The sequence below is a fragment of the Opitutaceae bacterium genome, from assembly GCA_041395105.1.
Classification (GTDB): domain Bacteria; phylum Verrucomicrobiota; class Verrucomicrobiia; order Opitutales; family Opitutaceae; genus B12-G4.
Map to the genome: position 1 here is coordinate 254,929 of JAWLBB010000001.1, position 13,374 is coordinate 268,302.

The 13,374-nt window shown below is 61.6% G+C and carries 9 protein-coding genes and 1 tRNA gene; 4 read left to right on the top strand and 6 right to left on the bottom strand.

From position 1 onward, the window contains the following. Positions 1–163 precede the first annotated feature (163 nt). Positions 164–2,374, top strand: coding sequence for a CRTAC1 family protein (locus R3F07_01105; GenBank protein ID MEZ5274959.1), 2,211 nt, complete (start codon positions 164–166; stop codon positions 2,372–2,374). A gap of 164 nt (positions 2,375–2,538) precedes the next feature. Here R3F07_01105 and R3F07_01110 read toward each other — a convergent pair. The 3 genes from R3F07_01110 to R3F07_01120 form a co-directional block, all read right to left on the bottom strand. Next, positions 2,539–2,614: transfer RNA gene (locus tag R3F07_01110), tRNA-Ile, on the bottom strand. A 250-nt stretch (positions 2,615–2,864) separates the two neighbouring features. Then, complete coding sequence (locus R3F07_01115) at positions 2,865–3,971, bottom strand: family 43 glycosylhydrolase (protein MEZ5274960.1); 1,107 nt, start codon at positions 3,969–3,971, stop codon at positions 2,865–2,867. Positions 3,972–4,351: 380 nt separating this feature from the next. Continuing rightward, entirely contained in the window at positions 4,352–6,577 is a 2,226-nt protein-coding gene (locus tag R3F07_01120; protein ID MEZ5274961.1) for an NADP-dependent isocitrate dehydrogenase, read from the bottom strand. A gap of 301 nt (positions 6,578–6,878) precedes the next feature. Between R3F07_01120 and R3F07_01125 the strand changes: the two genes are divergently transcribed. Together R3F07_01125 and R3F07_01130 are read left to right on the top strand one after the other, a co-directional pair. Then, entirely contained in the window at positions 6,879–7,931 is a 1,053-nt protein-coding gene (locus R3F07_01125) for a host attachment protein (GenBank protein ID MEZ5274962.1), read from the top strand. A 32-nt stretch (positions 7,932–7,963) separates the two neighbouring features. After that, entirely contained in the window at positions 7,964–9,019 is a 1,056-nt protein-coding gene (locus tag R3F07_01130) for an alpha/beta hydrolase (protein MEZ5274963.1), read from the top strand. Positions 9,020–9,105: 86 nt separating this feature from the next. Here R3F07_01130 and R3F07_01135 read toward each other — a convergent pair whose 3' ends face one another. Both R3F07_01135 and R3F07_01140 read right to left on the bottom strand, forming a co-directional pair. Continuing rightward, positions 9,106–9,951, bottom strand: coding sequence for a phytanoyl-CoA dioxygenase family protein (locus R3F07_01135; protein ID MEZ5274964.1), 846 nt, complete (start codon positions 9,949–9,951; stop codon positions 9,106–9,108). Positions 9,952–10,177: 226 nt separating this feature from the next. Next, positions 10,178–11,023, bottom strand: coding sequence for a phytanoyl-CoA dioxygenase family protein (locus tag R3F07_01140; GenBank protein MEZ5274965.1), 846 nt, complete (start codon positions 11,021–11,023; stop codon positions 10,178–10,180). A gap of 163 nt (positions 11,024–11,186) precedes the next feature. Between R3F07_01140 and R3F07_01145 the strand changes: the two genes are divergently transcribed. Further along, on the top strand, positions 11,187–12,578 hold the full coding sequence (locus R3F07_01145; GenBank protein MEZ5274966.1) for an alpha-L-fucosidase: 1,392 nt from the start codon (positions 11,187–11,189) through the stop codon (positions 12,576–12,578). A 183-nt stretch (positions 12,579–12,761) separates the two neighbouring features. On the opposite strand, the gene R3F07_01150 is transcribed toward R3F07_01145, so the two are convergent. Then, complete coding sequence (locus tag R3F07_01150) at positions 12,762–13,358, bottom strand: GNAT family N-acetyltransferase (protein ID MEZ5274967.1); 597 nt, start codon at positions 13,356–13,358, stop codon at positions 12,762–12,764. Between the last annotated feature and the right edge of the window lie 16 nt (positions 13,359–13,374).

A 13,374-nucleotide genomic window follows, 5' to 3' on the forward strand; every position in this document is an offset into this window, starting at 1 on the left:
GTCTTTGGGAGAGCGACAGATGCACATACCCCGGGTCTCCGCTGCGTCAGGCGTGTGGCCATGGCTGTCCATGGGGATTTTCGGCTCGATCCTGGTTGCGTCCGTGGCCGGCTCCGTCGCCGCGCGCGCAGCGGAAAGCGAATCGGAGGGTGTCCATCATGCGATGAGTTCACCTCCCGCGCCTCCCGCGGCGATCGCCGAACAACCCGAGAGCACACGGAAGATGATCGAGCGTCTGTCCGGCCTGGATCACGATGTCGATGAGTCCGTCATCATGTTTCTTCCCGACAAGGCGGTGGCCTATTTCGGAGACAAGGTCGAGAACGCACCGAATCCGGAAGCGGCCCTGCAGTTCAGACTCCCCTATTCGATGGCATTGCTCAACAGCGGCCAGTCCGAAGCCGCCCTGCGCGAGCTGGCCGCCCTGCGCGAGGCCTTGAAGGCGCGGGGTTACCGGCTCAAGGTCGAGGTCGAAGCGCAGCTGCTCGAGCAGGAGGCGATCGCCTGGCTTCGTTTGGGCGAGCAGCAGAACTGCCTCTACAATCACAATGCCGATTCCTGCCTCTTCCCCATCCAGGGAGGCGGCGTCCATCTCAACCCTCGGGGTTCGCGCAATGCCATCATCACGCTGGACAAGCTCCTCGAGCTCCAGCCAAGTCCGTATGCCGCCTGGCTGCTCAATGTCGCCTACATGACCCTGGGCGAGTATCCCGACGAGGTGCCGGCCAACTGGCGGCTTCCTCCGGAGGTGTTTGCTGCGGACTACGACATCGGGCGGTTTCCGGACGTGGCGGGTCCGCTCGGGCTGGACATTGACGATGTCTCCGGGTCCGTGGTCATGGAAGACTTTGATCGCGACGGGTTCCTCGACCTTCTCGTATCCGCCTGGGGATTCAAGGGTCAGCTGCGGTTCTTTCGCAACCAGGGTGACGGGACGTTCACCGACCTCACCGACGCGGCCGGTCTGCGCGGCCTGTTCGGCGGGCTGAACATGAAGCAGGGCGACTACAACAACGACGGCTTCATTGATGTGCTGGTGCTGCGCGAGGGCTGGCTGGCGAAGGACGGTCGGTTCCCGAACTCCCTCCTGCGCAACAACGGAGACAACACGTTTACCGATGTCACCGAGGAGTCCGGACTGTTGAGTTTCCATTCGACCCAGACAGCGGCCTGGTTCGACTACAACAACGATGGCTGGCTGGATATCTTCATCGGCAATGAAAGTGTGCCCGAATCGGGCGCGGCCGATCCCTGCGAACTCTATCGCAACAACGGCGACGGCACCTTCACCGAATGCGCCGAGGAATCCGGGGTCGCCATCGTGGATTGGATCAAGGGTGTCACCGACGGTGATTACAACAACGACGGTCTGCCCGACCTCTACCTTTCTTCGCTCGTCGGACCCAACCGACTGTTGCGCAACGACGGCCCCGCCGACCCGGACGAAACGGGACCGCAGGTGCGGTGGCGGTTTACCGATGTGGCGGCCAGCGCAGGGGTGACCGAGCCAATGCGCAGTTTCCCCTGCTGGTTCTGGGACTTCGACAATGACGGCTGGCTCGACCTCTTCGTCACGGGATACTGGATCACCAATGCCGGGGATGTCCTGGCGGATTATCTGGGTGCGCGCCACAATGGTGAACGCGCCCGACTGTATCGAAACAATGGGGATGGCACCTTCCGTGACGTCACCGAAGCCCAGGGCCTTTACCGGGTGTTGCATGCCATGGGTTCCAACTTCGGCGACCTCGACTATGACGGGTGGCTGGACTTTTACGTGGGCACGGGGGATCCCTCACTCGGAACGATCATTCCGAGTCTGATGTTCCGGAACAACGCGGGCCGGGGCTTTCAGGATGTCACGACTTCCGGGGGATTCGGTCAGCTGCAGAAGGGACATGGCGTGGCCTTCGGCGACCTCAACCACGACGGTGCCCAGGACATTTATTCAGTCGTGGGGGGGGCGTTCTCAGGCGATCACTACCACAACCAGCTGTTCGCCAACCCCGGCCACGACAATCACTGGCTGAAGCTCCAGCTCGAAGGGGTCCGCAGCAACCGGGTCGCCCTGGGAGCGCGTATCAAGGTTGTGGTGGGGACGCCGGACGGTGAACGAGCCATCCATCGGGTCGTCACGGGCGGAGGCAGCTTTGGCGCCTCACCCCTGCGCCAGGAGATCGGCCTCGGGCAGGCGGCTCGTATCGAGCGCGTCGAGATATTCTGGCCACGCACCGGGGAGACCCAGACCCTTACCGGCCTGGAACTCGACCACGCCTACCATGTCCGGGAAGGTGAAGCGCAGGCAGAGGAGATCACCCTTGGACGGTTCCCCTGGCCGGATGCGACCAAGGCCACGCATTCCCACATGCATTAGGGTGGCCGCGCGGGCTTCTGCAGGGGCCTGAGCGGACTGGTGGGCCCTGGGGGATTGGCTGGCCTCGCCAGGTGCTGCGCACTCGCGCTTCGCGCGCCCCTTCTGCGCTGCGCTCCGTCGAACCCAAGGGTTCTCATCCCCACTCCCACCAGCCCTGAACGGGCTGGTGGGCCCTGGGGGATTCGAACCCACGACCAAGGGATTATGAGTCCCCTGCTCTAACCGCTGAGCTAAGGGCCCGTGCCAGTTTCGCTCACTTTTGGTCGACCGCACGAAAACGTCCAGTCTGAAGACTCGAAGGATGAATCACCTGAGCGCTGGCGATTCGAGCAGCGCCCCGGGGGATTGGCTGGCGCTGCCAGGTGCTGCGCACTCGCGCTTTGCGCGCCCCATCTTCGCTTCGCTCCGTCGAACCCACGACCAAGGGATTATGAGTCCCCTGTGCAGTTGCCGGTGCGGCAACGGGTTGTCGGCCTTTCAGGCCTCGGAACTATTCAGGATCTGCTTCCTCAGGGCCGGGATTCGCGTAGGCCGGGTCAATCGCCCGGATCGAGACATCGCCGTCTTCAAGGATGCGGACGTCGAGAGGCACCAGGGTCACTCCCTGCAGGTTGATGGTGTGGGCATTGTCGCCAACCCAGGGTTTGAGAGCGTCCTCCGGACTGATCGGCGGGACGTTGGCGTTGAAGAAAGCGGTGCACCACCACTGGCCGTCTTTGTCCTGAAAGGGAGTGCCGTGTCCCAGGAATCGGCCGGCAAAACGGCGCGGACCATAAGGGCCTGTGATCGTATCGGCCGTGCAGTAGTAAAGGTTGTAGGTGCCTTTGCGCATCTGGTCGGTGGACCAGGCCGTCCCGAAATGGACATACTTGCGGCCGATCTTCCGGAGAGTGGCGCCTTCGTGTCCGATCCGCCGGTCCGATGGGTCGATCCGGACCGGCTCCGCCGCGAAGCCGTTGTATCCTTGTTTCAAAGGCGCGATCGAAGTATTGCCCCAGAGCAGGTAAACGATCCCGTCAACATCGCGAAAGAGGGAGGGATCATGTTTGCCCAGCATTTCCGCCCCCATCGGAAAGGTCCAGGGACCGGCCAGATCACCACCCGAAGAGACGATGAGGTTGGCTCCCTGTTTGACCGGCGAGGGCGATGTATGGACCAGGATCCACTTTCCGTCGAGTTGGATCAACTCCGGTGCCCAGAGACGCCAGTCCGCCTCCGGCACCGTGGCAAAGGCCTCCGGGGCCGCCCCGGCCCAATAGCCATCCCGCAGGTCGAAGACCGGTCCGACTGATTCCCAGGTGATCAGATCGGCACTGCGCCAGACCCGGATCTTCGTGCCGACCACGGCCGGCTTGAGTGATCCCGTTATCCCGGGGTTGTCCAGGCCGCTGTTGTAGGGATCTCCAAACTCTCGGGGGTCACCGGGTTCCGGGGTGGTCCCGGTGAGGTAATAGAGGCCGTCCGGAGCGAGATAGATATAGGGGTCGCGGATCCAGCCGTCCTTGATGTGAAGAGCCCGGTCATGGCTCGACAAGCCTGACCGGATCTCATCCGGCGACTGCGCGGCAAAGGCGGAGGCGAAAGGAGTGGCACTCATCAGAGTCAGGAAAAGGATTGAAGAACGGTGTAGCATGGTTGGTCCGGACGCGAAGGAGCCGGGGATCAGGTTCCTCAGGACAGGACGAAGACCTTGGGGCCGGTCGTCCAGTGCTGAGCAGGTTGACCGTTAGCCCGGGAGAATCGCCAGAAACCCGACGCCGGATTCCTGCCCGTGTCTGTCCCTGCGAAGCCGGAAGGTCCTCCCTCCAATTCGATCAGAAATGGAGGGTCGCGCTCTCGCGACCTCAATGGTGCGGATCTGTGGGGGGAATCCAGACCATCGCAGAGACGTTGCCTCCACGGGATCTCCCGGCAACGGAGTGCCGGGGCTACACTTTTCTCACAGAACGAACCTTCGCTGTTTCCCTTTCGACGAGGTCAGATCGCGGCAATGATCCTGTTGAACAGCGCACTCGGTCGCATGACTTCCTCCGCCTTGGCATCGTCGGGCTGATAATAGCCGCCGACATCGGCGGGTTTGCCCTGGACGGCCAGCAGTTCATCGGCGATCGCCGTCTCGTTGGCTTTCAGTTCCGCAGCCACTGGAGTGAAGACCTTCTTCAATTCCGGATCTTTGTCCTGTGCCGCCAGTTCCTGGGCCCAATAAAGCGCGAGGTAGAAATGGCTTCCCCGGTTGTCGATGCCGCCAACCCGGCGGGTGGGTGATTTGTTGGTCTCCAGCAATTTCCCGGTGGCCGTATCGAGGGTCTCCCCGAGCAGCTTTGCCTTCGGGTTGTTGAAGGTTGTGGCGAGGTGCTCAAACGAGACAGCCAGCGCGAGGAATTCACCGAGCGAATCCCACCGCAGGTAATTCTCCGCCAGCAACTGCTGCACATGCTTGGGTGCCGAGCCGCCGGCTCCCGTTTCAAACAGACCGCCGCCGTTCATCAACGGAACGATCGAAAGCATCTTGGCACTGGTGCCGACCTCGAGGATCGGGAACAGGTCCGTCAGGTAGTCACGGAGCACATTGCCGGTAACCGAAATGGTGTCTTCCCCATTCTTCATCCGCTCAAGGCTGACGCGACAAGCCTCGGCGGGAGGCAGAATCCGGATATCGAGACCCTTTGTGTCGTGATCGGCCAGACGAGCCCGGACCTTGGCGATGACCTGCGCGTCATGCGCCCGGGTTTCATCGAGCCAGAACAGGGCCGGCGTATCCGTGGCCCGGGCCCGATCGACCGCCAGCTTCACCCAATTCCGGACGGCGGCATCCTTGGTCTGACAGGCCCGCCAGATGTCCCCTTCCTCGACCGCGTGCTCAAGCAGGACCGCGCCGCCCTGATCGACCACCCGGACCTTGCCGGGGGCGGGAATCTGGAAAGTCTTGTCGTGCGACCCGTATTCCTCGGCCGCCTGGGCCATCAGGCCGACATTGGAGACGGAACCCATCGTGCGCGGATCAAAAGCCCCGTGCTTCCGGCAGAAGTCGATCGTGGCCTGGTAGATTCCGGCGTAACTGCTGTCGGGGATGACCGCAAGGGTGTCCTGAAGCTTCCCCGCCGCGTTCCACATCTGGCCGGAAGAGCGGATCATCGCCGGCATCGACGCATCCACGATGACGTCGCTCGGTACATGGAGGTTGGTGATCCCCTTGTCGGAATTTACCATGGCCAGGGCGGGACCGGAGGCATAGGCCTCCGCGATTCCAGCCTCGATCGCCTCCCGCTCGGCCGCAGGCAGTGCCTGGATTCTCGAAACAAGATCCCCGAAACCATTGTTCAGGTCGACGCCCAGCCCTTTCAGGGTGTCAGCATGCCGGGTCAGCAGATCCTTGAAAAAGACCCGCACGAAGTGACCGAAGATGATCGGATCGGAAACCTTCATCATCGTCGCCTTCAGGTGGACGGAGAAGAGGATGCCTTCCCGCTTCGCCCGCTCGATCTGCTCCGCGATAAAGGTGACCAGCGCTTTCCTGCGCATGACGGTCGCATCGAGGATCTCCCCCGCCTTGAGGGCGGTCTTTTCCTTGAGCACCTTCGTCGAGCCATCGGCGCCGACGAATTCGATCTTCACTGTGCCGGCTGCGGGAACGGTGACCGACTTCTCGTTGGAACGGAAATCATCCCTGCCCATGGTGGCGACATTGGTCCTGGAGTCAGCCGACCAGGCACCCATCGAGTGGGGATGCGTGCGGGCATAGTCCTTGACTGCCTTGGGGGCGCGGCGATCGGAGTTGCCTTCCCGCAGGACGGGATTGACCGCGCTTCCCTTGATCCGGTCGTAGCGGGCCTTGATCTCCTTTTCCGCCTCGGTTGCCGGGACTTCGGGATAGTCGGGAAGCCTGTAGCCCTTGGCCTGGAGTTCTGCGATGGCGGCCTTCAGCTGCGGGATCGAAGCACTGATATTCGGAAGCTTGATGATGTTGGCATCCGGATTGAGCGCAAGGGCACCCAGTTCGGCCAGGGCGTCCCCCACCCTTTGTTCCTCGGTCAGAGCATCCGGGAAATTGGCGAGGATGCGACCGGCGAGGGAAATATCGCGCACCTCCATCGAGATGCCGGCATGCCGGGCGAAGGCCTGAACGATCGGCAGCAGCGAATAGGTGGCAAGAGCGGGAGCTTCGTCCGTCTTGGTGTAGATGATGGTCGGTTTTGCAGACATGATAAAGGGAAACAGGAATTTACAGCCTGCCACTTAAACCGCAGGAAAGGCACGATCAAAAAGAAAAGTTCCGGTTGGTTCGTCCGGCTCAAACGACTCACCACGGGATTTCCCGGCTACTGCGCCCGATCCGCGACTTCGATGGAAACGGATCAGCGGGAAGAGTTCGATCTTTTCCCACCGCAGCTCGGGCTCCGTCGACGGCTCGGGAATCGTCCGGAAACCGGCCGGATGGGTTTGCGCCCGACTTCTTAATGGGTTTGTTTTCGCGAATTGCAAAATACGAAAACTGTTTCCCCAAATGAAGCCTGATCCACTCGCCGCCCTGGTCCATCGTCTCGTCGAAATCGAACCCGACGAAAGCCCGCTCATCAGTTGCTTCCTCGATCTTCAGCGGAAGCACTCGGAATGGATGTCCGATCTGGACTACCCGTCCTCGCTTTTCGCCAAGCGTCTGACCGGCCAGCGCCGGACCGACTTTGAGGACGCCCTGGGCGAGATACGGTCCTACCTGGAAAAATCGCTCGACCCCCACTCCAAGAGTGTGGCCCTTTACGCCAGATGGGGTGAAAACCCCTTCTTCACCGCCACTGAGTTTCAGGTCCCGCTGAAACCGCTCTTCGTGGCGGATACTCTGCCCCACATCTATCCTTTGATCGAACTGAAGGATTCCTATCACCGCTTCGTCATTGTCATCACCACCGAAGAAGAGGCCCGTATCCTCGAGACGACGATTGGAGCGGTGACCGAGCAGATTCTCGCGAAACGCCCCGAACTTCGCCAGAGGGTCGGCCGGGAATGGACCCGCGAGCACTACCGCAATCACAAACGGGAACGGGAACAGCAGTTCATTCACGAAAAGATCCGCATTCTCGAGGACCTGATGAATCGAAAAGGGCACAATCATCTCATCGTGGCGGGCAGCCCGAAGATGGTCGGGCGTCTGGCCGAGGCTCTGCCCACCCGTCTGAGGAAGAAACTGATCACCTCCATGGCCGCCAATCCCAGCAGCGGAATCGGTCCCATTCTCCTGGAGTCCATTCATCAGTTCACCCTGGCCGAGTCCGGGGAAAGTCACGACCGGGTCGATATGCTGGAGGCCTCCGTCATGAAAGGAGGGCTTGCCGTGTCCGGACTCGAGGCCAGCCTCGACGCGATGAGAGACGGGTATGCCGACATGCTGATCATCGATCAGGATTTCGAGGATGCAGAAACCCGCGAAGAGCTGATCCGCCTGGCCCTGAAAACGAACACTCAGATCGAAACGGTGTCCGGCAGCGAACCACTCAAACGTCTGGCCGGGGTCGGCTGCCTCCTGCGCTATCGGCCGGGCGAGCTGGTTTCGGGCAGGTAGCCGGTCAAAGCCAGCCAGCCACACCCGGATGAGTGCGCTTCAGGCTCGCCCAGGCGCACGGCCCCGTCTACAACGTCCGCATGCCCCGGATTCCCCGCCGGACCTTCCCCTGCCCGGCTGGGCTATACCTTGTCTTCCTGCTCCTGGCGGGACCGGCCATCGGGTCTGCCGACGCGCAGGTGACCGCCATGAAAGTCCTGCTTCACCGCACCTACACCTACAAGACCGTGCAGAACCTCGAGATCCAGGCCGAGGTCAGCCGAGCCGATGATGCACTGGAAAGACCTGTCCTCGTTTGGATCCACGGCGGGGCCATGATGAAGGGAGATCGCTTCAACCAGTGGGAAAAGCCCTTTCCCCGGATGATGCTCGAGGCCGGGTACATCATCGTCAGCATCGATTACCGGCTGGCTCCCGAGACAAAGCTGCCGGGGATCATCGCGGATGTGGCCGACGCCTGCGCCTGGGTCCGCGCCGAAGGACCCCGACTCTTCGGCGCCCGGACCGACCGTCTCGCCGTGGCCGGTGGATCCGCCGGCGGCTACCTGACCCTTGCCGCCGGCCACCATGTGACACCCCCGCCAACCGTTCTGGCATCGTTCTCGGGCTACTGCGACCTTGTCGGTCCTTGGGCGACCGGACCAAGCATCGATCCCGAACACCGGGAAAGCGGTCTCGGCCCGGAGGAGATGACCGCCTTCAAGCCCGGCCCGGCCGTATCCAACAAATACGAACGCACCTATGATATCACCCCGGTTTACAACACGTGGCGCCAGAGGGGAGAGTGGCCGTTCGCCCTGACCGGCTGGGACCCGGTTTCGGAAAGAGACAACTACCTGCCCTACCTGAATGATCGCGGGGTGACTCCCGATTACCCGCCCACCATTATGGTGCACGGAACCCGGGACCTCGATGTGGACTACCACCAGGAGATCCAGATGGCCGAGGCACTCGAAGCGGAGGGCGTCTCCCACCAGCTGATCCTGCTGGAAGGCGCCAACCACAACCTGGGCGGTATCGATCCGGGCAAGACGGAGAACGCCCTGCGCAAGGCCATGGCCTTTGTCCGTTTCCACATGGAAGAGTGAATCGCCGGCAGCCTGGAACTCAGAGCCAGGGCATCCACGCTGCAGGTCCGCGGAAATTGCCCGAGGTCCGCGGACAGCAGTCCCCGTCACGCCTGTGGTTTTTCGCCGGGCGGAAAGAGCTTGTGCTCGTGAGGCCAGACGATGGCGCGGCGCTCCGGTGTCAGACGTTCGAGCAATCCCTTTGACGGGCGGTAAGGCAGCCGGAACATGCCCCAGGAGGGACCGTAGCGGTAGACCGCGATGCGCCGCTGGCCCGGATTGACCCGCTTGGCCGAGCCATGTGAGATCGCATCCACGAAGAGAAGGGCGTCTCCTTTTTCCAGGTGAACCTCGACCGCGCCGGTCACCCCGTCGACCGATCGCGATTCCCCCTGTTTCATCGAAGCCCTGTCGAATTCCGGATGCTGGAAATTCGCCTTGTGGCTGCCCGGGATGACCATGGTCCCTCCATCGCCCGGACCGATGTCGGTGAAGGCCATCAGGATATTGATCATCCCGCATTGGAAGAGCCCGTTGTGATAGCGGAACTGGCACCGCTTCGCTGTGTTGTGGCCGCCGGAATGCAGACCGATGGCATCGCCCGGTCCCCGAATACTGGCGAAATTCTCATCGATGAAGAGCTTGCCGTGATTGTAGTCGAAGGTGTTTTCGCCGCCGACAAACCGGGTGACCTTGGCGATCCACGACGGGTGGTCGATCAGGCGCTCCCAGGGCTCGCCCGCTTCGTAGATCTGCTGCACGTTGAGTCCCTCCGTCCCGGTATAGGTGTGCGCGTGGGCATGGCCGCGCCACTCCCCGGGTTTGAGATGCTGCAGGTCGTCGAGGATGGCGTTGCAGTCCGCCACTTCCTTGGGTGAGAGCGCATTCTTCAGGATGATGTAGCCGCGAAGATCGAAGAGATAGACGTCGAGATCGGTCAGGGTTGCTTGCATGGGGAGGGCCGGTTGAAGGGCACGGGGTGAAGAAAAAGCCGGTTGCGGCAGTCCTGCCTTCCCGGTTGTCCTCAGAAAATGTCGGTTGCTCCGCCGAGAACCATCAAATTCGGCGGAATCCGTGGGAATTTCCCATCATACCCCTTTGAAACCGGTGATGCCCCTGGAGTTTTCTCTTTGAGCCGCTCTATGCGGCGAAGGCATGCAGAAAGGTGCCCAACAACCCCTACGCCTGCGGTCCTTCGCCCGGCGGAAAGAGCTTGTGCTCGTGAGGCCAGACGATGGCGCGGCGCTCCGGGGTCAGACGATCCAGCAGAGCCCTGGAGGGGCGGTAGGGATGCCGGAACATGCCCCAGGAGGGACCGTAGCGGTAGACCGCGATGCGCCGTTGGCCCGGATTGACCCGCTTGGCCGAGCCATGTGAGATCGCATCCACGAAGAGAAGGGCGTCTCCTTTTTCCAGGTGAACCTCGACCGCGCCGGTCACCCCGTCGACCGATCGCGATTCCCCCTGTTTCATCGAAGCCCTGTCGAATTCCGGATGCTGGAAATTCGCCTTGTGGCTGCCCGGGATGACCATGGTACCCCCATCACCCGGACCGATGTCGGTGAAAGCCATCAGAATATTGATCTGGCCGCACTGAAAGAGGCCGTTGTGAAAGCGGAACTGGCAGCGCTTCGGTGTATTGTGGCCGCCGGAATGCAGGCCGATGGCATCGCCCGGTCCGCGGATACTGGCAAAGGCTTCGTCGATGAAGAGCTTGCCGTGATTGTAGTCGAAGGTGTTTTCGCCGCCGACAAACCGGGTGACCTTGGCGATCCACGACGGGTGGTCGATCAGCCGCTCCCAGGGTTCGCCCGCTTCGTAGATCTGCTGCACATTGAGTCCCTCGGTCCCGGTATAGGTGTGCGCATGGGCATGGCCGCGCCACTCCCCGGGTTTGAGATGCTGCAGGTCGTCGAGGATGGCGTTGCACTCCGCCACTTCCTGGGAAGAGAGCGCGTTCTTCAGAATGAGATAACCGCGCAGGTCGAATAGGTAGACGTCGAGATCAGTCAGAGTCGCATTCATGGGGTGGATTGGGCGAATAAATCCGGAGAGACAACAGAGTCCAATGGATTCGTCACTTCCAACCATGATCGGGAAAACGGCAGAATCCATCCGTCAGTTTTCCGGTTCGTTCGATGCGCAATAGGGTCGACCTGGCCGGGTGGACCGATCAGGCTGCGTTACCATGAGAACCCCGATTCGAGCCTTCCTCATCGCGGCGGTCGCCACCGGCCTGAGTCCTTCCCTGGTATTGGCCTCGGAGACAGCCGCTCAACCGGTTGCGGAATCCCGGGAGGCCTTCGATCAACGCATGTCCTGGTGGCGTGATGCCACCTTCGGAATGTTTATTCACTGGGGTCCCTATGCCGTTCCGGCCGGCATTCATGCCGGAAAACCGGTCGAAGGCATCGGCGAGTGGATCATGCAGAAGGCCGCCATTCCGGTTTCCGAGTACGAGGACTATGCAAGACGGTTCAACCCGACCGCCTTCGACGCGGACGAATGGGTGCGGATCGCCCGGGATGCCGGGATGAAGTACATCATCATCACCTCCAAGCATCACGACGGGTTCTGCCTGTGGGACTCGAAGGTGACCGGGTATGACGCCATGGATTTCGCCCCCATCCACCGTGATCTCCTCGGGGAGCTCAAGGCCGCCTGCGACCGGCAGGGGATGATCCTCGGCTTCTACCACTCGATCATGGATTGGCACCATCCGGATGCCCAGGGCCCCCACTACCCGACCTACAATACCAGGGAGAAGTCCAACCCGGACTTTGAGCGTTACGTCGAGGGCACCCTCAAGCCCCAGATCCGCGAGTTGATCGAGAACTACAATCCAGCCGTGCTCTGGTTCGATGGCGAATGGATTCCGGAGTGGACCCACCAACAGGGCCTCGACCTTTATGCCTATGTGCGAAGCCTGAGTCCCGGGATCATCATCAACAACCGCGTGGACAAGGGGCGCCAGGGGATGAAGGGCATGAACCGGGACGATCAGGACTATGCCGGTGATTTCGGCACTCCCGAGCAGGAGATACTCGAGGGGGCTTCCGATTTCGACTGGGAATCCTGCATGACAATGAACGATACCTGGGGCTTCAAGTCAGACGACCGGAATTGGAAATCTGCCGAAAACCTGATCCACAACCTCATTGATATTGCCGCCAAGGGTGGCAACTACCTCCTGAATGTCGGACCGACGGCCGAGGGAATCATCCCGGCAGCCAGCGTCGAGCGTTTGGCCCTCATGGGGATCTGGCTCCGCACCAATGGAGAGGCCATTCTTGGCACGGAACGCCTAGCCCAATTCAGCGAGGGCGACTCCGTTTTCTACACCCGGCGCGGTTCGGATCGCACCGTCTACGCCATCCTCACCCGCTGGCCGGAGGAACCGCTCGCGCTGACCCGGGTGGTTCCGGATGAAGGCAGTGAGATCCATCTCCTGGGCTACCCGGAACCGCTTGCCTGGCAGACCGACGGATCGGTCACCACGATCACCCTGCCTCCCGCCGGACGGGCGGTCAGCGAACACGCCTGGACCCTGCGAATCCATGGAGAGGAAAGAAGTGATTGAACCTCCAAGGGCTCGGTTCCGGCTCGAAAGACAGACCGGCGAGAGGTGAGGGACCGAGTCGATCGCCTTCCTTCAGCCGCAGATTTTCAGGAGAGGCCTTTCGCCTCGGAGCAAAGATTGACCGGGACGCAGAGCCTCTCCTTAAGAGGAAACGCGGGGGAAACCGCCCTATCCGGAGTCCGTCTATCCGTCCAGTTTCATCCCCATCTGAAAACCCCAGTCTTCCGCCGCAATCTCGTGCATTCCGATATGTCGGTAGAAGGCCACGGCGTTGAGATTCTGACCTGAAACACCGAGATAAAGCCCCCGGGCACCGCGCGCCTTGGCCAGATCCGCCCAAGCCATGATCGATCTCCGCCCCCACCCGCCCTTCTGAACCCGGGGCAACAGATCGATATGAAGATGGGCCGGATAGTCGTCGACGAAATCCGGCACTTCCATCTGGCGGTCGAGGTATTCCAGGATCCATCCATCGAAGGCGCCGGGTGGCGGCGTCAGGTTCCGGAAGCGGTCCCGGATCTCCGGGAGCCAGGTCTGATTGAACCAGAGGGCAAAAGCCCGGGAATCAAAGGCCCCGAGAACGTAGCCGCAGGGGCCTTCGTCGTCTTCCAGCACCAGGCAGGAATCCGCGTCATAAACCGGATACGGCGCGGCAAAAACCGCCCCGACCAGATCCGGATGGGTGCAGCGGCCCGACCCGTCCCCTCCATTGGCTCCCGTCTCCAGACAAATCCGATACAACGAGGGCAGATCCGTAGAACGGTAGGGGCGGAGGTTCATCGCGTCGGGAGCTTGG